The following is a 21,577-nucleotide window of genomic DNA, read 5'->3' as shown; positions in this document are numbered from 1 at the left end:
AAAGAAGACTCACAAATTGTACCAAATAAAATTACTCTACTTTAATACTGAAATGACCCTTGCCCGTACCGTCTGCCATTAGACTTTTACCAAGCATAATCCAATAATCACCTTTTTGTGGTGTTTGTAGATCGAGGGATTTTCCATAAGGTCCGTCAAGGCTCCCGTCTGGTTTTTTTATTTGATTAATTCGTATATTCATAGGCTTTTCAGAATCAACGGTTATTTTCAACTTAGATTTTGAAACATTTTTAAGCTTTAAAATAAATTTTTGACTGTCTGTCGTGAATTGATCCCCAATCGTGAAAGGCAACATGCTTCCGTCCGCAGTTCTCACAATTTCATTTTTGTCCACATCTCTGTTAACGCCCTCATCTAAAACTTTTTCTACTACTTTAGAATTTGCAATTAATGAATCCTGATTTGTCATTGAGTCTTTTGGCAAAGGTGTAGAAGTTTGATCAACCGCTAAAATAGTGTCAGAATTATTTGCTTTCACCTGATCTGTGACTTCTTTTTTACAGGCAACTAAAAGAAATGGAATTAATAAAATTAGTTTTTTCATGTTAAATATTTTTTTGACTTTCAACAAATTTTGAACCAAGATTTTTTTAAATTATTTTGCTTTTAGTCTTTCCTTGATTTTTGCAATATTTTCTTTGGCGGAATCTTCCAAAATTAATCTTGCACTCATTTCAATTCTTTCCGGCATTAATTTTTCAAAATTTGCAGAATTTTCCCAACTTACTTTCTTTATTAAAGCCAATGCTTCCGAAGTTCTTCCGCTTAATTTTGCTAAAAATTCTTCAATTTTTAAATCCATTTCTTTTATATCTTCAGACACAGAATTATAAATGTTATTATTTTCACACCATTCCGCACTTCTAAAATCAGCATCAATTGCCATTGCAGAAAAAGCAGAAATCCCGATTTTTCTTTCCACAAAAGGTCCGATAACGAAAGGCCCGATTCCTAAATTAAGTTCCGTTAAAGCCAAGGCAGAATTTTTTGTTGCAAAACAATAATCTGCTGCGCAAGCAATTCCAACACCACCGCCGGTAGTTTTTCCCTGAACTCTTACAATGACAATTTTACCACAAGTACGCATAGCGTTCAAAACTTTTGCAAAACCGCCAAAGAATTTTTTTGAAGTTTCAAGGTCTTCTATTTCTAATAATTCATCGAAACTTGCACCGCCACAAAAGGATTTTTCGCCCGCGGATTTTAATAAAATGGCTTTAACTTTTTTTTTGGAACCTTCTTCTAAAATTGTTTTTGCTAATAATTCTAAAATTTTTCCCGGTAAAGCATTGCTTTTCGGCGTTCCAAAAGTGATGGTTGAAATATTATTTTCTATTTCTGATATTACAAATTCGTCTGTCATATTTTCTTATTAGTAGGTTCTTAATGATTTTTTCTCCAAATTAAATCTGTGTGCATCTGTGAAAATCTGTGAGGATATTTACGCACAGATTTTCACGGATTTTCACAGATTATTTATATCCATTGATAATTCTCACGATACTTCCAGTAATATCGTTAGTATTAAAATTTACCAAAATACCCAAATGTAAATTTGTTAACTTTAAGTAATTTAGCAATTGCTTGTGATGAATTGGCGCCAAATCTACAACAGATTTTATTTCAATTATAATTTTTTCTTCTACTATAATAACAGTACGAAATCCTAAACCTAAATCTACGCCTTTATAGTTTACTGAAATCGGTAGTTGTACATTTACAACTAAGCCTCGGTTTTCAAGTTCAATCACCATCGCTTTTTCGTAAACGCTTTCTAGTAATCCTGAGCAAAGTGTATTGTAAACTTCAAAAATTGATTTTCTAATTGAGTAAGTGATTTCGTTTTCAGTCATAATCTTAAGATTTTTCAATATTTAAAACGAATGAATCTGTGCACATCTGTGAAAATCTGTGCGCAAATTATATCAATCCAAATTGCTCAAAATGATGCATAAAGTGTTTCCGTTGAAAAAGTTCCTGCATTTCCTTATTTAAAAGTCCAAATCTTGGATGATAAACTTCAATTTTAGGATTTTCTTTGTAAAAAACCAAATATTCTTTTAATGTTGAAAGTAAGTTTTCTTTGGCTTCCTCTAAATTTTTATACTTTGGCTGCATTGTTTCACCTTCTTTCAAAAGCGGGTATTTGGCGCCAGGTTTTATCTTGTCGTTTGAATATAACCAATCTTGCAACAATTCTAATTTTTCCGCTGGGATTTCTTTAAAATCTTCAGCTTTCAAATTCCCAAAACCATTTTTAGTCACGTCTTCTAAATGTTCCACCATTAATTGTGGCGTCATTTCACCAAATGATTTTTCTGTTGATTCAGTTAATTTATCTAAAGCATTTTTAACATCAACAATTTTCAATGGAATAAAAACAGATTTTTTCGCTACTAAAGTTAAAATTGTCGCCACACAAACTACTTCATCTCTTTGATTAATAACTTCCACTAACCATTTTACAACACCGGAAGGAATATTTCTGCCTTTAACGCCTTTATTCACTTTTTCTTTTGCAGTTAAATAAACCGTGATTGTGTCGCCGGCATAAACCGGTTTGAAAAAACTACAGTTTTCCAAACCATAATTTGCAATGACAGGTCCTTTTTTCCCGGAAACAAATAAACCTGCAGCCGCGGAAAGTATAAAGTAACCGTGCGCCACGGTTTTGTCAAAAATAGTTCCCGTTAAACTTGTCGCATCGGTGTGCGCGTAAAAATGATCCCAGGAAACATTTCCAAAATTGACAATGTCTGCTTCTGTCACGGTTCTTCCGGCAGTTTCTAAAGCATCACCAATCTCAACATCTTCAAAGAATTTTTGAAAAGGATGAAGATCTGCATATTTTTTCTCAGCACCAGTTTGGTAGATTTTTGTAATTGCAGTCAAAACATCCGGCGATCCCTGAATCGCCGTTTTTTGTAAGAAAAAGTGAAGTCCATTTAATCCGCCCATTTCTTCACCGCCGCCTGCTCTTCCGGGTCCGCCGTGCATCATTGTTGGTAATGGTGAACCGTGACCTGTACTTTCTTTTGCATTATCACGGTTTAAAACATAAATTCTTCCGTGCGTTGTTCCCATTTTCCAGGCAGTTTTTGCGATAAAATCGTTGTCGTGAGAAATTATTGAACCAACCAAACTTCCTTTTCCGCGTTTTGCTAAAGCAGCGGCTTCATCTGCATCTTTGTAAGGCATTAAAGTAGAAACCGGACCGAATGCTTCTACATTATGTGAAATGTTTTTGGTAAAAGGCGAGTCATTTAAGAATAATTTTGGCGACATAAAAGCGCCGTTTTCATAATCAGCGTCTATTAAATCTTGTTTGCCGTCGTAAATTAATTCTGTTTCAGTTTTTAATAATTCTATTTTTTCTAAAACTTCTTTGTATTGGTCCTTTCCCGCCAGTGCGCCCATTCTTGTTTCACGGCTTAAAGGATTTCCAATTTTGACTTGATCTAAAGATTTAGTTAAAGAATTTTTAACGTCACCGATTAAATTTTCCGGAACGATTATTCTTCGGATTGCCGTACATTTTTGTCCGGCTTTTGTCGTCATTTCGTTGCGAACTTCTTTTATGAATAGGTCAAATTCCGGTGTTCCCGGTTTTGCATCTAATCCTAAAATTGAACAATTGAGAGAATCTGCTTCCATATTAAATCGCACTGCATTTTTAGAAATGGACGGCATGGATTTTAATTTTTTCCCCGTAGAAGCAGAACCTGTGAATAAAACAGAATCGCCGTCTTGCATATTTTCCAATAAATTTCCGGCGCTTCCGCAAATTAGTTGGATTGCGCCTTCCGGTAAAATGCCACTTTCGATCATATCTTCAAAAACGGCGTGCGAGAGGTAACTTGTCGGTGTTGCTGGTTTTACCAAACTTGGAACACCGGCTAAAAGGGAGGTTGACAGTTTTTCAAGCATTCCCCAAACCGGGAAATTATAAGCGTTAATTTGAACCGAAATCCCTTCGCTTGGCGTTAAAATATGAGTTCCAAGCAAAGTTCCGTTTGCAGATAATTTCTGTGTATCGCCATCAACCCAAAATGGTGTATTTGGCAACATTTTTTTTGCTAAACCTGAATAAGTGAAAAAAGTTCCAAAACCACCTTCAATGTCCACCCAAGAATCTGCGTGGGTTGCGCCAGTTTTGTAGGAAATGTCGTAGTATTTTTTCTTACGTTCCAATAAATAAAGCGCAAGATTTTTTAGCATTTGTCCGCGGTCATAAAATGTCATTGAAGACAAATTTTTATAACCTAAATCGCGACCGTAATTTAAAGCGTCGGCTAAATTTAAACCTGAAGTGTCAGCAATTGCAACTTGCTCGCCGCTGACGGAATTGTATAATTTTGTTCCTTCAGAATTGCCTTCGATCCACTCGCCGTGGATGTAGTTTTTTAGTTTCATATCTTAATTTAACCTCATTTATTATAGAAATATTCTGTGATTTTTCGTGTGGTTAAGATACAAAAATTTAAGTTTTTTGAAAAAATAAAGAATTTAAGTAATTTAAAGACCTTTATTTGCTGGGTTCAAGTTTCCACTCATGCTCAATGTTTTTCATCAGTAAAGCATGATCAAAATTGACAGAACCTTTTGGGAAAATCTCTTCATTATAGAAAAAACTCGATTTCACGTTTGAAACCTTTAGAGAAGTTGCTTTCCAATTATATACTTTAAGTCTTAAGCCTTCTAACTTTTCCTTATTTGGCGAAAATCCAAGATCTCCTTCTTCGAAGAATTTTGAAGCATTTTCTAAATTGTTAAAAATTGAATCATTTGGAAACAAATTAGTTTCCTGCGCATCGACTGAGATTTCGGTTTCATCGCTGCTCTTGAAAGCAACATGGTAAGAATTGTCTTTTTGTAAAACATTAAAATTTGCGAAGTGATGTTTTCCCGGGAAAATTCGACCGCCAGCTAAAGTATTCAGTTTTAAAGAAGTATCTCTGCGGGGAATGTAAATGCCAGATTTTGTTTTGCCATTTTCATCCCATTCTACAGCGATTCTATGCGCTGCATTTTCAGAATTTATGCCAAGAAAATCCGGTAAACCTTTCGGCTTTATATTTTTAAGTCTAATTAAACAAATCCCAACTATTGCTTTGTTTTTATAAAGTTTTGGTCGGAACGGATGTGGGATAATTTTTTTCACAACTTCCGGATCTGCCGTATAATTTATTAGAATACGTCTGTCAATAAACCCGTGAATAGTTGGAATTTTTATCATTAAACAAATTTATAAATAATTTAAATTAAAAGACAACTTGAAATTTTTTGAAAACAATTTTGTTTTTCGCGAAATCTGCGCCCCGGCTTGAGTGGAAATCCTTTTTGCTTGCGGAAATATTCTAAATTATGTTATACTTTGAAGCAAAAAGATTGATTCCTTTTTTTATTATTTTAATTGAATCATCGAAACTCGTTCCTCGTTTTGGGAACGGAAGACGGAAAATGGCTCCCAAAAATAAAATAATGCACAAAAAAACAGGAATGTTTGCTCCTGTTTTATCTAAATTTTAAGTAATTTCTACAAAGAGAAATTAAGAATTTTTTGTTCGAATTTACTTTAAACGCGACATCATTTTTTCTGCAACCGCTTCTGATGATGCTGGATTTTGACCGGTGATTAAAAGTCCGTCTTCAACGACATGTACGCCCCAATCTTCGGTTTTGCTGTAATTTCCGCCTTGCTTTTGCAATTCGTCTTCTAAAAGGAAAGGGACAACGTCCGTTAATTTTACTGCTTCTTCTTCTGAGTTAGAGAATCCGGTGAAATTTTTACCTTTGATAAAAGCATCGCCGTTTTCAAATTTTACATTTTTGAAAGCACCCGGCGCGTGACAAACCGCACCAACTAATTTATCATTGTTGTAAAAATCAAGGATTAGTTTTGCAGAATCTTTGTCATTCGCTAGATCCCAAAGTGGCCCGTGACCGCCTGGATAGAAAACGGCATCAAAATCCGCTGATTTCATTTCAGAAAGTTTGTGCGTGTTTGCAATTACTTCCTGTAATTTTGAATCTTTGTGGAATCTTTCTGTGGCTTCAGTTTGTGCGGAATCTGCCTCACTACTTGGGTCTATCGGTGCTTTCCCGCCTTTTGGTGTTGCAACAGTAACGTCGTATCCAGCATCTGAGAATTTGTAATAAGGTGCGGCAAATTCTTCTATCCAGAAACCGGTTTTTTTACCAGTGTCGCCTAATTTATCGTGTGATGTAACTACAAATAAAATTTTCATATTGTTTCTTTTTTATTATTTATTATTGATTTTTCTTAAATTTTTGTTTTTAAATTGAAGGCCTGGAAGATGATCTTTAGTTATTTAGAAAATCTCCGGAATTATTTATTTAATATTTTGTTGAGTAAATTCTTAAGTTGGGTAAGATCTTCGATAGATATGTCTAAAAATTTCAACATCTCTGTTGGGATATCTTTTGCTTTTTCTTTAAGTTCTGTTCCGGTTTCCGTTAAGGAAATTAATACAACGCGCTCATCTTTTTTACTTCTGGTTCTATTAACTAAACCTTTTTGCTCCAGTCTTTTAAGTAAGGGAGTCAACGTTCCGCTATCTAATCTTAATTTTTCTCCTAATTGATTTACCGTTTTTTCAAATTCGTCCCATAAAACCATCATCACCAGATATTGTGGATAAGTGACATCCAATTTTTCCAGCAATGGTCTATAAAGATTGGTTAATTCTCTAGAAAAGGCGTACGCGGGAAAGCAAATTTGTTTTTCGAGTTTTAATAAATCTTCCATAATTATTATTTACAGAGACAAAGGTAATAAAAGTTTTGCACAATTTAGTTTTAATAAACTTAATTTTGTAAAATATTTAATTTTTCGTATTTTTGTAAGTGTTTAGAATTAAAAATATTTAAAAATGATAAAAGTTTCCATATTTTACCCAAATGGTAAAGACGCAGAATTCGACTGGGATTATTAAATAAAAAGCCATCTTCCAATGATTGCTGAAGCATTGGGTGATAATTTACTTGAATTAGAATTAGAAAAAGGAATTGCCAGCAGAAAAGCGGACGAGCCGGCTCCTTATATCGCAATAGTTAATATGAAGTTTGAAGATGCGGTTTCTTTCAAGAAATATTTCGGTCCGCACGCTGAAAAATTTACGGCTGATGTTAAAAATTTTACTAATATTATAAGTGTATTTCAAATGAGTGAAATTATAAAACTTTAAAAAAATGAAAGAAAAATTAAAAATAGATATTATTTCAGACGTGGTTTGCCCTTGGTGTACTATTGGTTACAAACGTTTAGAAAAAGCGATCAATGAACTTGGTATTCAGGATGAGGTAGAAATTGAGTGGCAACCTTTTGAATTAAATCCAAATATGCCGGCGGATGGACAGGATTTAAGAGAACATATCACGGAAAAATATGGTTCTACGCCTGAGCAGCAAAAAGAATCTCAAAAGAATATGGTCGATATCGGCGAAGAACTGGGTTTTAAATTTGATTATTTTGATGGCTTTAAGATGGTCAATACTTTTGATGCGCACGTTTTATTAGAATATGCAAAGGAATTTGACAAACAAACTGAATTGCAAAAGCGTTTAACCACCGCTTTTTTCAGTCAAGGAAAAGATGTTTCTAAAAAAGAGGTTTTAAAACAGGCTTTGCTGGATGTTGGCTTGAATGCTGAGGAAGGATTAGAAATGCTTGATAGCGAAGATGCGAGAAAAGACGTTCGTTACAATGAGGATTTCTGGAAAAAAGCCGGAATAAATTCTGTGCCGACTGTTGTTTTTAATAGAGAAAAAGCAATTACTGGCGCGCAACCTGTGGAAACTTTCAAAAAAGTACTTTCTGAAATGATGAATAATTAAAAAATTTCAGATAAAGAATTAGATTTAATTTTTAAAATTTAAATTCAACACTATTTTAAAAAAGCGCGAACTTATCACGACGCGCTTTTTTACGTAAAATAGATAAAAAAATGCCCGAAAAAAATCGAGCATTTTATCTTTAAGAATTATTTAGAATTTTTGTCAATGAAATTTTTAATTTCTGTTGAGCGATTATTCCACGGGAAAAAATATTGCAAAATCATCGGAATATGACTTTTATTGATGAAAATTGGTTTTACATCAGGCTGAAATTGTTGAAGTTTTGTGAGGAAATGTTCATTCGCGGTTTTTATTGATGGATAAGTTTTCTTGCCAACGTACATCATAAATGGCGGCGAATTTTTATCTAAAAAATTGATAGGCGAGGCTTGGTACCATTTCTCAGGATCTTTGCTCCAGGTTTTTATGTAATTATCAGCATAAGTTGGTGGATTTTTTTCTAAATAATCCTTCATGTCAATTCCGGCGCCGTCATTTAAAATAATGCCGGAAATTGATTTTTCATCAATACCGAATTTTGGATTTAAAACGGCATTTGCCACCAATTGTGCACCAGCGGAATGACCGGTTACGAAAATTTTATTGGTGTTGCCGTTGTAATTTTTAATATTTTCTTTTACCCATTTTATTGAGTTTGCGATTTCAATAGTCATCTGATCAACATTTGCTTCTGGGCTTAATGTGTAATCTGGAATAACGGTTACGACATCTTTTCTGGCAAAATTTCGTCCGAAAAAACCGTATTGGTCTTTGCTTCCGCTGTTCCAGTTGCCGCCGTGGACGAATATTAGAACGGGAAGTTGTTTGTTTTTAGAATGATTTGGAACGAAAACGTTGAGTTTTAAGTCTTTATTTGAAGCGGATTTTCCGTAAACGATATCTTTGTTTTTCACCGATGCGCAACTTACGAAAAAGAATCCCAGGCTTATTATAATAATTTTTTGCATGTTTAAAAATACGATTTTGTTTTCTGTAAAGTTTCTTTTAGACGGATTGATTTAATTTAATTTCGTAATTTTAAAAATATTAAATTCAATAAAACTTTAACTTTACAATTGATTTTAAAACTAATATTTAAAAAAAAAAGAATATGAAACTTTATCCTATACAATGTGGAAAATTTAAGTTAGACGGCGGTGCCATGTTTGGTGTTGTTCCTAAAACCTTGTGGCAAAGAACAAATCCTGCGGATGAAAATAATTTAATTGAAATTGGGTCGCGCTCGCTATTAATTGAGGATGGTAAAAAGTTGGTTTTGATAGATTGCGGTTTGGGAAATAAGCAGGATGATAAATTTTTTGGTCATTACTCACTTTGGGGCGATGATAATTTAGATAAAAGTTTAGCGAAATTTGGTTTTGTGAAAGATGATATTACTGATGTTTTTTTAACGCATCTTCATTTTGATCATTGTGGCGGTGCAATTCAATTTAATAAAGACAGAACTGGTTACGAACCAAGTTTTAAAAATGCGAGTTATTGGTCCAATGAAAATCATTGGGAATGGGCGACTAAACCAAATCCGCGCGAGAAAGCGAGTTTTCTCCCGGAAAATATTTTACCAATGCAGGAAAGCGGTCAGTTGAATTTTTTAGATCTGCCTAAAAACGGAAATTATCTTTTTGGAACAGACTTAAAAATGGATGTCATTTTTGTGGATGGACACACAGAAAAACAAATGCTTCCGGTGATAAAATACCAAAATAAAACCATCGTTTTTGCGGCAGATTTAATTCCGACCGCGGGACATATTCCTTTAGTTTATGTGATGGGTTATGATACACGACCTCTTTTGACCATGGAAGAAAAAGGAAAATTCTTGCAACAGTGTATTGACAATGATTATTTGTTATTTTTCGAACATGATGCGCACAATGAATTGGCAAGTTTAAAAATGACAGAAAAAGGTGTTAAATTAGATCAAACTTTTAGTTTTAATGAAGTTTTTGGATATTAAAACAGTTGATAGTTATCGGTTGATAGTTGATAGTTTTCAATTACACTAAAATTTTAAAAAATAAGTTTTTATGCATCTAATATGAAAATTGAGGAAAATCTGACAACTGACAACTATCAACTATCAACCAAACTCATTGGATTAACGGGCGGAATTGGTTCGGGCAAAACAACCGTTGCAAAATTCATCGAAGAAAATGGGTTTTCTGTTTATAATTCTGATATTCGGGCAAAAGAACTGGTGAATGAAAGTGGTTTTTTAAAAAATGAAATCATCAGTTTTTTAGGTGAAAAAGCCTACAACGAAAGTGGGATTTATGATACGAAATATGTTGCTTCTAAAGTTTTTGCAGATGCAGAATTATTAGAAAAATTAAATAAAACTATTCATCCTGCGGTGAAAGAGGATTTTGAACATTGGATATCTTTACAAAAGGGTACAATTATTTTTAAAGAAACAGCTTTGCTTTTTGAATTAGGAATTGATAAACAATGCGATAAAAGCTTGTTGGTGACTTCGGAAGATAATATTCGGATAAAAAGAGTGATGGATAGGGATTCTAAAACTTATAGGGAAGTGAAATCGGTTTTAGAAAAGCAAATGCCGGAAAAAGATAAAATAAGAAAAGCAGATTTTATAATTTTTAATAATACAAATTTGGAAGATTTGAGATCTGAAACAAAAAGAATTTTGCAACAAATTACATCCTGTTTTTCATAAAATTTTTTCATTAAATAAAAAAGGCCTGGAAAATTTATTTCTAGGCCTTTTAAATATTAAAGTGTTATTTATTTTTTAATGAATTTCACTTTGGATGTTTCACCATTATTCTCAATTGAGATAATGTAAACACCTTTTACTAAGTTTGATACCTGTACTTTATTTTCTTTCACATTGCCTTTAGAAACAATTTGTCCGGCCACGTTGTAGATTGAATAAACAGCTTTGTTATTTACTTTAGTGACATTTAAGATATCTGTTGCAGGGTTTGGATAAACCTGGAAAGAATTTTCTTTAGTATTTTCACCTGTAGCTAAATTAGCTGAAATTTTCACTGCGTAATCTTCTATTTCTCCAAATGAATAGCTAGTACAAGGATTTGTAGGAATTGTGTTGTATCTCATCATTACACGCATTCCGACAGTTTTAGAACCTGAATAAGCATCTGCTGGTACGGAAAATGTTGCCGTAACAGGAGTCGTTTGGTCTGCAACTGTTGACATTACTTTTTCTGCAACAGTATAAACACCATCTCTGTTGAAATCGATCCAAACTACAACTGCTTCGTTGTATTTCGTTGCTGTCCAGGTTTTCGTTATACTTATTGAGTTATTTACACTTCCTTTAACTAAATTGACAACTTTCGTTGGGTCATTAGCAAAGTTACTATATGGTGCTTGTCCTGATGTATTATTTAATACCGCAGCTCCAACTGGTGTAACAGTCACATTAGAGATATATTCGTCTGCACTGCTTCCTCCTGTAGCTGGACAATAAACTATTCCCAAAGTAGTGAAATTTGTAGATGCACTGAATGTTCCTGTTGTACCGGAACAAACTGCAGCAATTTGTGCTTCATATGCCACACTGTCATCAAGTCCGGTGATAACCGTTGAAATATTAGCAGTGTTTACAGTTGTCCATGGTGTTGTGCCGACAACTCTATATTGAAGAACATAGGTTGCGTTGCTGACCGCATCCCAAGATAATGTTACACCAGAGCTTGTAATATTTGAAGCAACCAAATTGGTTGGTGGTGTGCCATCACAATTTGGAAGAACGGCAGCAGTTACATTTTTAATAGCATAAAAAACATTACCTATAGATGACACTCTAATTTTTGCTGCAGCACCTGTCGCTAAAGTTGCAAATGTCAGATTTTCACTACCATCATTTGGTGTTGAAGCGCTTACGACGATCCAGTTTGCACCATTGTCAACCGTGTAATCAATTTTAACGTTTGGAGAGTTATATGGTGCGGCAGCTGTATTTACTGCATCCCAGGTAAATGGACCTCCATTGGTGTATATTTTTGTAGAAGTAATTCTAAATGGACCGTCATTACCAACAGTTACATTTTGCAATGCATTTTCGGTTTGTTGATAGCCTGGAGTTGATCCACCGTTATCTCTAACAGTTACTCTAAATTTAGATGCACGAGCCACTGTAGAAACTGCTTCCCAATCTGCTATGTTTTTAGTGTTTCCAGCTAAAACTGTAGATAATTTAGGAAAATATCTTACACCGCTGGCTGTTGGATTTAATGATCTAAAAGATGCGCCTGTTGTTGTATTTCCTAAGTTAGCATTGCTGATTGCGACCGAAGCATTATCAACTTCTTCCCAACAATATGTAAACGGATTGCCTTCAGCGTCTGTAGCACTTGCTGTTAATACAAAGGCTGTTCCCTTCGGAATAGTGACATCCGTTAATGCTGCAATAACAGGTGCATTGTTCGCCGTCGCCACTTCAACATCACATGTTTTATCTATTAAATTTGCCTGAATCTGTATCAAACTGGTAACTGAAAAATAAGGGTCGGAATGTGGCTGAACATCATTTGTAGCCCCTGTAATTCCCGCATAACCCATAATGGTGGATCCTGAACCTGGTTCAACATTTACGCCAGTTCCCGATTCTAACTGGAAAGAAAATGTGTGATTGCCCCCAAGTTGATGGCCCATTTCATGAGCAACATAATCAATATCAAAATTATCACCCTTTGGGATAGCATCTGCAGGAGAAGTGAATCCAGAACCTTTATTTTTATCTGTAAGTAGAGCGGTATCGTCCACGCATACGCAACCTATACAACCTGCATTACCTCCACCACCAGTTGCACCAAAAAGGTGCCCAATATCATAAGCAGAATTCCCTATTACACTAGTCAGAGTATTTTGTAACTCTGTATTCCAGGCGCCCTGTGCTCCTGTTGAGGCCGGAGAATAGGGGTCAGTAGTAGAGTCAGTATAAATTAATGTAGGAAAATCCTGTAAAATTAAATGTAAACCAAATTCATTTTCGAATACACCATTAACTCTTGTAATCGTAGCCTGTATCTGCGCAACTGCTCCTGCAACACCACCAAAATAGGTAGTATATTCACCAGTAACAGACATTGCCAAACGCATTGTTCTGAATTTTTTATCTGAATTTTTGCTAAAATCTGTAGGAACATTTGCAAAGTTTTTTCCACTTTCATAAAGCGCATCCATTTGTTTCTTGGAAATAGTGTTCTCAGAAGTACCACAAATAAATGGTTTAGAACCTGTAATTGTTGTTTTTTCATGAACGCCATATACACTTTTGTCCTTGTTTTGAGGTTCAATAAACTGGTATACACCATTTTTGATGATCATTGATTGAAAATCATTAGGAGCTACTGAAAATCTGACATATTTGCCTGGATCATCAATTCCAACGCCAACATATGATCCCAGATCATAGCGGTCCGCCAAAGACTTAACCATTACAGGGAAACTGTAAACGGCAAATTTTTCAACTTTTCCTTCCAAGGTTGGTAAGCTGATAACAACAGGTTTTGCACCTTTTCCCGTTTCTTCCGCATTACTCAAAGTAGATTTCAGCTGTTTGATATCCAGTGAATAATAGCTTTTTGAACTGCTGTTTGGTTTAATTTTTTCTCCACGCATCGTGGTAGGATTCCATTGGGCAGAAGTTGTTATAAATGCTGCCAAACAGAGTGATAAGGTAATTATTCTTTTCATAAATTAACTATTTTTAAGATTTCAAAATTAAAAAAAAAATTGTAGAAATCTTTATAATATGTGATTATATTATTTTTTTATTAAATAAAAGTAATCGTAATTATATTGTTAGTTAAATTATTAACAAAAATATGCGAAATATATATTTTAAATATGTTAAATTTTGGATAATGTATAGATTCTGTTGATTAATAACCTTCTTTCCTTAAGCTATAAATTAAGCAAAAATCTTAAAATTTATAAGCCAAATTCCAGGCAAAGCCAAAATTAAATTTAGTGCTGCTTTTACCAAAACCCGGTACAAGTAATGGTATTATTTCCTCCTGTTTGGTGGTGTAAGCCAAATATTTTGGTTGAAGATTGACATCAATATAAAATTTTGACTGGAAAAGCTGAACTCTTCCACCGATTGCTCCTTCTATCCAAAAAGAAGACTGAGTAGAAGATGGAAATGCCTGAGAAACATCTATACCTTGAAAACCACGCACCGGAACTGCAAAATATTGTTGATTATAATAACTCGCAGCTAGTTTTCCGCCTGCATAAAATCCATTTTCAGGATTTTCTCTGTCTGAAGCCAACATGTAGAAGCCTCCAATTTTTACAAATGGACCACTTGCCTTTGCATCGTAACCATTTTTTACATAAATATTTTTTTCAAAACCAGCATCAGCAACAAGATGGATCTTGTTATTATAGTTGGTGGAAATGAATCCTTGAAATAATTTTCTGTCAGCGAAAGCAGACACACCCGCATTTACAACATCAAATCCCACCATGAAATTTGGCTTATATTTGAACCTAAGTTTCGTACTGTCTGCGGTTTTTTGACCAAAAACCAAAAAAATGCTAAAGCTAAAAAATAAGATAAAGAGAAGTCTTTGCTTCATTGGTAATTTGGGTTTGAGTTTGCTCTAAATTTAAGACAGGATTTGGGTTTATCAAAACAGAATTGAGATTTTCATAAGTTTTTTTTATACCGCAAGCCGGTGACACATATTGTGATTTTGTCGTGTAGTTTATTCTGATTTTTGAAACATTTAAAACTTGACCAGCAGGAACTTTTGACGCAAGACTGACATAAATATCAGTGTACGGCGCATCATCAACCCGCAGAGGGATCACAATGGAATCTGTAGGGAACTTCTGTGCTAAAACGGGTTGTACTCCTGAGCCTAGATCGGCGCTGACAAATATGCTGTCTAAACTTTTTAGCTTATTATTCGCCTGCGTTTTAAATTTTATTTTAATACGCGGCGTTCCTTCTCCGCTCGTGCAAATATCATCTTCCGAACCGCAAGAAAAAAGTACGAGAGAAAAAAGTGAAAATAAAAATATTTTCTTCATAATTTATTTTGCGTGTGGCTCTAAAACATCATTTATTCTGAAAAGAAGATCCTGGTAATGGTATCTGTTCACCGCATTTTGATCGTTTACTTTTCCCTCTAAATCTTTTTTCAGATCTGCTAAATTTCCTCGCACAAAAGCCGGAACATCAGAATTGTCAGCGATCGCAGTTTTTGTGTTTATTAAATTAATCAAAGAATTTACATAATTTCTCTGAAGATTTCTTTTGTAAACATCGGGATTACTTTCCTGAAACATGTCGCTTTTCAAATCCGTTAAGTAAGTAGCCAAAGGATAAGCATCTTTATAAGTTACTTCAGATTTATACATTTTATCTAAAACTTTGTCATCTAAAATTCTTTTTAAAACTGACCCTTGCAAGCCTTCAACAACTGTAATTGCGTCCAAATTTGTTTTTTTGAAAACATCGTCGTTGATCAGCCATGTTGGTGTTTTAAAAATTTGATCATTTAAAAATTCTAAAGCTCTTTTTTGATCAGCTTTTGCCACAACTTCATATACAACGCCATTTTGTTCCTGTGTTTTTGGGGTTTCCATTTCGCCACCAATGTATTTTGAAACATGACCAAGATATCTTCTAAATTGCCCCGTAACTTGGTTATACATCATTCCAAGATTTTCATAATCTTCGTTTGGCTGCGCTGTCCATTTTTCAATGTTATTCATTATGGTTTGTAAATTTTTTACACCATAATTACTTGCGATCATTGCATCGTCACCAACCTGCTCACTTTGAGACCGCGGATCGAAATTATTGGATTCTGTGCCAAACCAAAGTCTGTTATTTTTAAGTTCGCCAATCACCCATTTGTTTAAATAAGTTTTTTCAGAATCAGGTGTTTTAAAATTATAAAATCTTTTATAACCCCATTCGATAGCCCATTTATCATAATCCCCGATTCTAGGCATTAAATTTTCCGGTGAAATGTGATCTTCGGGTTGTGCTACATAATTAAAACGTGCATAATCCATAATGGAAGGTGTGTGTCCGTTTTTAGTTAAAAAATTATTGTCTCGTAATTTTTCTACAGGAACAGTTGAACTTGAACCAAAATTATGACGCAAACCCAATGTATGACCAACTTCATGAGAAGAAACGAAACGGATCAACTGACCCATTAAAGCATCATCAAATTCGATTTTTCGTGCTCTTGGATCATTTGGCGAAGATTGTATAAAATACCAATTTCTTAGCAAAGACATCACGTTGTGATACCAGTTAATATGACTTTCCAAAATTTCACCAGTTCGTGGATCTGCAATTGAAGGTCCTGAAGCGTTGGGAACATCCGAAGGTTTATAAACAATTCCTGAAAATCTGGCATCTTCCAAACTCCATTCAGGGTCATCTTTTGTGTTCGGTACTTTTGCCACGATTGCATTTTTAAAACCAGCCTGTTCAAAAGCTTTTTGCCAATCATTTACACCCTGAATCAGCGAAGGAATCCATTTTTTTGGTGTCGCAGGATCAATGTAAAAAACGATCGGTTTTGCCGGTTCAACTAATTCACCTTTTTTATATTTTTCCAGATCTTCTGGCTTTGGCTCTAAACGCCATCTTTTAATTAATTCTACTTTTTTTACACCTTGTGGATCAAGATCAAAATCTGTGTAGCCAACAGTGAAAAAGCCAACTCTTGGATCAAAATATCTTGCCTGCATTTTATTATCTGGTAATAAAACAAGAGAAGTATTTATTTCTACAGTATAATTTCCGCTAATTTCCGGCTTATCCATCCCGGGCAAAGCTTTAAAATTACCCAAAGTTCTGGCGAAAGTTTTAGTGGTATTTATTTCAATATTAGTAGGAAAAGATTTTACAAAGTTTACAAAAGATTTATCTTTTTGCAAAGCACCAACTTTAAAGCTTTTTTTATAACGGGTATCAAAAGAAAACAGATCACTGTCTGCGTTGATAATAGAAGTGATTTCTACAACAGAAGATTTTTTTTCCTTGTTGTAAGCTCTCACTTCCAAAGCTTCTACGATGGATTGCTCATTGTTTCGGGAAACAGAGGCGTACATTTGCGAGGTAGAATCTTTAGCATAATCTACATAAGAAATAGTGCGCATAAAAATCTTATCTTCCGGGCCTTTTTCAAAGGAAACAACGTTTTGTGAAATCTGATCTCCTGCGTAACCTGACATTCCCGAACGCATTCCGGCAGCGGCTTTCGTTAAACGGCTCACCAAAAGAAATTCTTTTTTCAGCATTTTATCCGGAATTTCCAGATAATATTTTTCCTCAATTTTATGAACATCAAAAACGCCTGCATCAGTGATTGCTTTGCTGGTGATAACATCTTTGTAAGGTTTTATTTTTACAACAGGTTTGTCTTTTTTAGCAATAGAATCTACTTTCTTTTTTACTTCAATTTTTACAGAATCAGTTTTCTGTGCAGAAATTTGCCCCGTGAAAAGAGACATAGAAAAAATGATAAACAGGAATTGATTTTTCATAAATATAATTTAAAATTTTATTTTCTTATTAAAAGTGCGATATTTTCAACGTGATGCGTTTGTGGAAACATATCAACCGGTAAAATTTTTACTAAGGTATAATTTTCTTTTAAAAGAGCCATATCTCTGGCTTGAGTTGCAGAGTTACAACTAACATAAACTATTTTTTGCGGCGCTAAATTTAATATCTGCTCAACCACTTTTGCGTGCATTCCATCTCGTGGTGGATCGGTAATTAAAACGTCCGCTTTTGGATGATTTGCTAAAAATTCCGGTGTGAAAATATCTTTCATGTCTCCACAGAAAAATTCGCAATTGTCTAAACCATTCAGTTTGGCGTGCTCTTTGGCCGCCGCGATTGCTTCCGGCACAGATTCAATTCCTATAACATGTTTTGCTTTTCTTGCGACATATTGTGCGATAGTTCCGGTTCCTGTGTAAAGATCGTAAACGACATCATTTTCGGTGATTTCAGCAAATTCTAATGTTTTTCTATAAAGATTTAAAGCCTGTTGATAATTAGTCTGGAAAAAAGATTTTGGTCCAATTTTAAATCTCAAACCATCCATCTCTTCCATTAAAAAACCTTCTCCATAATAAATCTGAACATCCAGATCATAAATAGAATCGTTCTGTTTCGGATTAATGGCATAAACCAAGGTCTTAATTTCAACAAAATTTTCCAGTAAAAAATTAAATAATTTCTGTTGATTTTCCTTTTCCTCGCGATAAAGTTGAAACAAAACCATCCATTCTCCCATAGAATTTTGGCGCAACATTAAAGTTCTCAAAAATCCGGACTGGTTTTTAACATCAAAATAATCCAAGCCATTTTCATCGGCAAATTTCTTGACCGCTAATCTGATCTGGTTTGAAGGACTTTCCTGCAGCCAACATTCTTTAAGGTCTAAAATTTTACTCCACATTCCCGGAATGTGAAATCCCAAAGCATTTTTGTCAGCAATTTCTTCCCCGGAATTTATTTCTTCTAAAGTCAGCCACTTCGCATCAGAAAAAGAAAATTCCATTTTATTTCTGTACCAATATTGTTCTTCGGCGCCTAAAATTGGTAAAGATTGAAAGTCATCAAAACCGCCAATTCTTTTTATGTTGTTGAAAACTTCATCATTTTTAATGTAAAGCTGTTTTTCATAACTTAGATTTTGCCATTTGCAACCGCCACAGGTTCCAAAATGAATACATTTTGGCTCAACCCGAAATTCTGATGGTTTTACTAAATTTAAAACATCTCCCTCAAAATATTTGCTTTTAGATTTTCTTACCTGAACATCAACTACATCACCGGGAACGGCACCTTTTACCAAAACAGTTTTGCCTTCCGCAGTTTTTCCAATTGCTACACCTTTCGCTCCAGCGCCGTAAATTTCGATATTTTCCAGTATTGGATTTGGTTTTCTTTGCTTCATTTTAAATTTATCTTAAAAAAAAACAGGCAAAAGAGCCTGTTTCTATAGTTTGACTTTCCGGTATAAATTTCGGAAAATATTTTTAATTATTTCGTTGGTTGCGGCTGAGATTGTGGCGCTTGTTGTGGTTGTGCATTTTGCTGCATTCCCGGCATCATTTGCGGCATTTGTGGTGCCATTTCAGGTGCTTTTAAACCAGAAACTTTTGTCAAAATAGTTACAATTTCCGGGTCACCTAAGTTTACAAAATAATGACCGGCGATTTTACCGTCTTTGTCTAAAACTAAAAACCCAGGAAGTTTAAAACCATATAAACCGAAATTTTTTGCAAATTCAGAATTAAGTCCGCCTTCCGCATAAGCGTTTACACCTGGCAAACCTTTTAGCATTGCACTGCTGCTTTTTTGAAACTGTTCTTTTGAATCGTCTAAATTAATATAAGCAAAGTCAATTTTGGATTTGTAAAAATTCACAACCTCGTTTAAAACCGGTAAAGTGGAAGTTGCAATGCGGGGATTCCATGAAGCATAAAACATTACCAATGTAGGTTTTCCTTTCAGATCTGAAAGACTGTATTTTGAACCGTCGGCTTTTACTAAATCACTTTTTGGTAAAGCATCTCCTTCTTTTAAACCGCTGATCACAAATTCGATCTGTTTCAGATCTTTTTTTACAGCTTCGTTTTTAATTTCAGAATCAATGATCTTATTTACTTTCGCCGTAGATTCTTTTGTAGAATTCATTGTGAGGTCAGATTGAGCGATCACGTAAGCCAAAAGATAATCTTTGGTTGTTTGTGACATGTCTTTCTTTGTTTTCAGCAAATCAGCGAATATTTGTGAAGGTGAAAGTTGGCCAGTTGTATTATGTGCCGCAGAATATTTTTGAAATTCTTCTGTCATCGTGCTAAGTAAATAATTTCTGTATTGCGGATGATTTTCCACCAAACGGTCATTATTTTCCTTTAAAGTATTTTCATAATCCAGTAAATTCTTTGAAACTTTAAAAGAAGGATTTTGGATCGTTTGTCCGTGATTTACTTTGTACTGGCTTAATAAACCTAAAATACTGGTCGTCAATTCATCTTTTTTCCATTGAACAGCTTCTTTGTCAGCATCATATTTTTTAGCATTTTCGTCAATGTTTTTTGAAAGCTCTTCGTTAATTCTCTTTGCTTCTGATAAAAATGCCGGTTCGCCTTTCATGATGATTTCCTGCATACTTAATTTCGCTGCGTAGCTGTCTAAAAATAATTGAGAATTTTTAATAAAATCATTATTGTTTTTAGCATCGCCCGTTACGGCATATTCTGTAGGGAACTGAGCTGCATCGCCGGTGATATTAACTTTTTCACCGCCTTTAAGGTAAATCATACCTTGTTTCCCGGCAAAAGTTATCACATACATACCACTTTTTGGCGCGTCAAAACTTCCTTCAAAATTTCCGTTTTTATCAAGGCCCAAATTTACCAAAGGCAATGTGGCAACACCCGAGGATTCTATAAATTCGATACGTTCAAGTGGATTTGAATTGGTAAGTTTACCTTTAACTTCCACTTTTTTTGAACATGATGTCACGAAAAAAGCCAGAAATAAAACTGCTGTAATTTTAAATAGAGCAGAAAAATTGATTTTGTTTTTTAAATCTTTAATTATCATTTTGTTGAGTAAATTTTAATTTTGGCAAAAGTAAGTATTTAGTTTATAATTTGGCAGTTTAAATAAGATTTTAAGTAAAATTTAGCATTTTATTATTGACTTAATTCTTTAACTAAATTAAATATAATACTTTCAAAATATTAAATCGTTTGCAGCCCGACTTATCTCAAATTTAGTATTTGTTTTCTTTGAATCATCGAAATTAATTCTTCGTTTTTACAACGGAAGGCGGAAATGTCTGCCCAAAAAAAAGCCATTCATCATCTGAACGGCTTTAATTCTATAAAATATTTTCTATTAATCTATTTTCGCAGAAAAATATTCTCTGTTCATTTTAGCAATTACGCTTAAACTAATCCCTTTAGGACATTCAACTTCACAAGCGCCGGTGTTTGAGCAGTTTCCAAAACCTTCTTCATCCATTGCTGTAACCATATTTAAAACTCTGCGTTTTGCTTCTACTTTACCTTGTGGCAATAATGCTAATTGTGTCACTTTTGCCCCAACAAATAACATTGCAGAACCATTTTTACAGGTAGCGACACAAGCGCCACAACCGATGCAAGCCGCTGCATCCATTGCATGATCTGCATCAACTTTTGGTATTAAAATGCTGTTTGCGTCAGTTGTATTTCCGGAGGTATTAATTGAGATAAATCCACCCGCGGCCATAACTCTGTCAAAAGCAGAACGGTCAACAACCAAATCCTTTATCACCGGAAAAGCAGCGCTTCTCCAAGGCTCAATGTGAATGACTTCACCATCTTTAAAATGACGCATGTGAAGTTGGCACGTTGTTGTTCCAGTTTCCGGTCCGTGTGGTCTTCCGTTGATGTATAGAGAACACATTCCACAAATTCCTTCGCGACAGTCATGGTCAAAAGCGACAGTTTCTTTACCTGCATTAATCAATTGCTCGTTGAGCATATCAAGCATTTCCAGGAAAGAAGAATCTGTAGAGACGTCTGAAATTTTGTAAGTTTCAAACTGTCCTTTTGTTTTATTATTTTTCTGTCTCCAAATTTTCAAAGTCAGATTTAAGTTCTTTTTTGCACTCATTTTCTTATGATATTGTTTGGA

General features: G+C 34.5%; 19 protein-coding genes. 4 read left to right on the top strand and 15 right to left on the bottom strand.

Annotation, left to right across the window (positions count from 1 at the left end; genetic code table 11):
- Positions 1–31 precede the first annotated feature (31 nt).
- The 7 genes from BM238_RS09315 to BM238_RS09285 all read right to left on the bottom strand — a co-directional run bounded on the left by BM238_RS09315 (position 32) and on the right by BM238_RS09285 (position 6,790).
- Positions 32–565 carry a hypothetical protein gene (locus BM238_RS09315; RefSeq protein ID WP_090080145.1) on the bottom strand — a complete coding sequence of 178 codons (534 nt, stop codon included), beginning with the start codon at positions 563–565 and terminating at the stop codon, positions 32–34.
- A 51-nt stretch (positions 566–616) separates the two neighbouring features.
- Positions 617–1,384, bottom strand: a complete 768-nt coding sequence (locus BM238_RS09310) for an enoyl-CoA hydratase/isomerase family protein (protein WP_090080143.1) — start codon at positions 1,382–1,384, stop codon at positions 617–619.
- A 109-nt stretch (positions 1,385–1,493) separates the two neighbouring features.
- Positions 1,494–1,874, bottom strand: coding sequence for a GxxExxY protein (locus tag BM238_RS09305; protein WP_090080141.1), 381 nt, complete (start codon positions 1,872–1,874; stop codon positions 1,494–1,496).
- 67 nt (positions 1,875–1,941) lie between these two features.
- Entirely contained in the window at positions 1,942–4,434 is a 2,493-nt protein-coding gene (gene paaZ, locus BM238_RS09300) for a phenylacetic acid degradation bifunctional protein PaaZ (protein ID WP_090080139.1), read from the bottom strand.
- Positions 4,435–4,546: 112 nt separating this feature from the next.
- Positions 4,547–5,257: a DUF2071 domain-containing protein gene (locus BM238_RS09295; RefSeq protein WP_233741942.1), complete on the bottom strand. Its 711-nt coding sequence runs from the start codon at positions 5,255–5,257 to the stop codon at positions 4,547–4,549.
- A 334-nt stretch (positions 5,258–5,591) separates the two neighbouring features.
- Positions 5,592–6,269: a type 1 glutamine amidotransferase domain-containing protein gene (locus BM238_RS09290; RefSeq protein WP_090080136.1), complete on the bottom strand. Its 678-nt coding sequence runs from the start codon at positions 6,267–6,269 to the stop codon at positions 5,592–5,594.
- A gap of 101 nt (positions 6,270–6,370) precedes the next feature.
- Complete coding sequence (locus tag BM238_RS09285; protein ID WP_090080135.1) at positions 6,371–6,790, bottom strand: MarR family winged helix-turn-helix transcriptional regulator; 420 nt, start codon at positions 6,788–6,790, stop codon at positions 6,371–6,373.
- 205 nt (positions 6,791–6,995) lie between these two features.
- Between BM238_RS09285 and BM238_RS09280 the strand changes: the two genes are divergently transcribed.
- Together BM238_RS09280 and BM238_RS09275 are read left to right on the top strand one after the other, a co-directional pair.
- The gene (locus BM238_RS09280; protein ID WP_233741941.1) at positions 6,996–7,229 is read left to right on the top strand and encodes an EthD family reductase; all 234 of its coding nucleotides are present in this window, start codon (positions 6,996–6,998) and stop codon (positions 7,227–7,229) included.
- A 4-nt stretch (positions 7,230–7,233) separates the two neighbouring features.
- Positions 7,234–7,878: a DsbA family oxidoreductase gene (locus BM238_RS09275; protein WP_090080133.1), complete on the top strand. Its 645-nt coding sequence runs from the start codon at positions 7,234–7,236 to the stop codon at positions 7,876–7,878.
- A 146-nt stretch (positions 7,879–8,024) separates the two neighbouring features.
- On the opposite strand, the gene BM238_RS09270 is transcribed toward BM238_RS09275, so the two are convergent.
- The gene (locus BM238_RS09270; protein WP_090080131.1) at positions 8,025–8,846 is read right to left on the bottom strand and encodes an alpha/beta hydrolase; all 822 of its coding nucleotides are present in this window, start codon (positions 8,844–8,846) and stop codon (positions 8,025–8,027) included.
- A 143-nt stretch (positions 8,847–8,989) separates the two neighbouring features.
- Between BM238_RS09270 and BM238_RS09265 the strand changes: the two genes are divergently transcribed.
- Both BM238_RS09265 and coaE read left to right on the top strand, forming a co-directional pair.
- Positions 8,990–9,856, top strand: coding sequence for an MBL fold metallo-hydrolase (locus BM238_RS09265; protein WP_090080129.1), 867 nt, complete (start codon positions 8,990–8,992; stop codon positions 9,854–9,856).
- Positions 9,857–9,937: 81 nt separating this feature from the next.
- A complete protein-coding gene (gene coaE, locus BM238_RS09260; RefSeq protein WP_090080128.1) occupies positions 9,938–10,576 on the top strand; it encodes a dephospho-CoA kinase in 639 nt (212 codons plus the stop codon).
- A 68-nt stretch (positions 10,577–10,644) separates the two neighbouring features.
- Here coaE and BM238_RS09255 read toward each other — a convergent pair whose 3' ends face one another.
- From BM238_RS09255 to BM238_RS09225, 7 genes are all read right to left on the bottom strand, one after another.
- A complete protein-coding gene (locus BM238_RS09255; RefSeq protein WP_090080126.1) occupies positions 10,645–13,584 on the bottom strand; it encodes a reprolysin-like metallopeptidase in 2,940 nt (979 codons plus the stop codon).
- 230 nt (positions 13,585–13,814) lie between these two features.
- Positions 13,815–14,474, bottom strand: coding sequence for a DUF6048 family protein (locus BM238_RS09250; protein WP_090080124.1), 660 nt, complete (start codon positions 14,472–14,474; stop codon positions 13,815–13,817).
- Positions 14,440–14,931 (bottom strand): DUF6452 family protein, encoded by a 492-nt coding sequence (locus BM238_RS09245; RefSeq protein WP_090080122.1) that lies wholly within the window; start codon positions 14,929–14,931, stop codon positions 14,440–14,442. Before BM238_RS09245 ends, BM238_RS09250 begins: the two co-directional genes overlap by 35 nt.
- 3 nt (positions 14,932–14,934) lie before the next feature.
- Complete coding sequence (locus BM238_RS09240) at positions 14,935–17,412, bottom strand: zinc-dependent metalloprotease (protein ID WP_090080121.1); 2,478 nt, start codon at positions 17,410–17,412, stop codon at positions 14,935–14,937.
- Between the two features lie 17 nt (positions 17,413–17,429).
- A complete protein-coding gene (rlmD, locus tag BM238_RS09235) occupies positions 17,430–18,839 on the bottom strand; it encodes a 23S rRNA (uracil(1939)-C(5))-methyltransferase RlmD (RefSeq protein WP_090080119.1) in 1,410 nt (469 codons plus the stop codon).
- 86 nt (positions 18,840–18,925) lie between these two features.
- Complete coding sequence (locus BM238_RS09230) at positions 18,926–20,497, bottom strand: TlpA family protein disulfide reductase (protein ID WP_090080117.1); 1,572 nt, start codon at positions 20,495–20,497, stop codon at positions 18,926–18,928.
- Positions 20,498–20,794: 297 nt separating this feature from the next.
- On the bottom strand, positions 20,795–21,556 hold the full coding sequence (locus BM238_RS09225) for a succinate dehydrogenase/fumarate reductase iron-sulfur subunit (RefSeq protein ID WP_090080115.1): 762 nt from the start codon (positions 21,554–21,556) through the stop codon (positions 20,795–20,797).
- Positions 21,557–21,577: the final 21 nt, after the last annotated feature.

The sequence above is a fragment of the Halpernia frigidisoli genome (assembly GCF_900113805.1).
GTDB lineage: Bacteria > Bacteroidota > Bacteroidia > Flavobacteriales > Weeksellaceae > Halpernia > Halpernia frigidisoli.
This window is presented reverse-complemented; position numbering and strand designations above follow the sequence as displayed.

Bases quoted from the DNA above. Each gene is read 5' to 3' on its own strand.
- BM238_RS09245 (WP_090080122.1), bottom strand. From the start codon at position 14,931: ATGAAGAAAATATTTTTATTTTCACTTTTTTCTCTCGTACTTTTTTCT.
- BM238_RS09275 (WP_090080133.1), top strand. From the start codon at position 7,234: ATGAAAGAAAAATTAAAAATAGATATTATTTCAGACGTGGTTTGCCCT.
- BM238_RS09230 (WP_090080117.1), bottom strand. From the start codon at position 20,497: ATGATAATTAAAGATTTAAAAAACAAAATCAATTTTTCTGCTCTATTT.
- BM238_RS09290 (WP_090080136.1), bottom strand. From the start codon at position 6,269: ATGAAAATTTTATTTGTAGTTACATCACACGATAAATTAGGCGACACT.
- BM238_RS09240 (WP_090080121.1), bottom strand. From the start codon at position 17,412: ATGAAAAATCAATTCCTGTTTATCATTTTTTCTATGTCTCTTTTCACG.
- coaE (WP_090080128.1), top strand. From the start codon at position 9,938: ATGAAAATTGAGGAAAATCTGACAACTGACAACTATCAACTATCAACC.
- BM238_RS09255 (WP_090080126.1), bottom strand. From the start codon at position 13,584: ATGAAAAGAATAATTACCTTATCACTCTGTTTGGCAGCATTTATAACA.
- BM238_RS09310 (WP_090080143.1), bottom strand. From the start codon at position 1,384: ATGACAGACGAATTTGTAATATCAGAAATAGAAAATAATATTTCAACC.
- BM238_RS09265 (WP_090080129.1), top strand. From the start codon at position 8,990: ATGAAACTTTATCCTATACAATGTGGAAAATTTAAGTTAGACGGCGGT.
- BM238_RS09315 (WP_090080145.1), bottom strand. From the start codon at position 565: ATGAAAAAACTAATTTTATTAATTCCATTTCTTTTAGTTGCCTGTAAA.
- paaZ (WP_090080139.1), bottom strand. From the start codon at position 4,434: ATGAAACTAAAAAACTACATCCACGGCGAGTGGATCGAAGGCAATTCT.
- rlmD (WP_090080119.1), bottom strand. From the start codon at position 18,839: ATGAAGCAAAGAAAACCAAATCCAATACTGGAAAATATCGAAATTTAC.
- BM238_RS09280 (WP_233741941.1), top strand. From the start codon at position 6,996: ATGATTGCTGAAGCATTGGGTGATAATTTACTTGAATTAGAATTAGAA.
- BM238_RS09285 (WP_090080135.1), bottom strand. From the start codon at position 6,790: ATGGAAGATTTATTAAAACTCGAAAAACAAATTTGCTTTCCCGCGTAC.
- BM238_RS09305 (WP_090080141.1), bottom strand. From the start codon at position 1,874: ATGACTGAAAACGAAATCACTTACTCAATTAGAAAATCAATTTTTGAA.
- BM238_RS09250 (WP_090080124.1), bottom strand. From the start codon at position 14,474: ATGAAGCAAAGACTTCTCTTTATCTTATTTTTTAGCTTTAGCATTTTT.
- BM238_RS09270 (WP_090080131.1), bottom strand. From the start codon at position 8,846: ATGCAAAAAATTATTATAATAAGCCTGGGATTCTTTTTCGTAAGTTGC.
- BM238_RS09295 (WP_233741942.1), bottom strand. From the start codon at position 5,257: ATGATAAAAATTCCAACTATTCACGGGTTTATTGACAGACGTATTCTA.
- BM238_RS09225 (WP_090080115.1), bottom strand. From the start codon at position 21,556: ATGAGTGCAAAAAAGAACTTAAATCTGACTTTGAAAATTTGGAGACAG.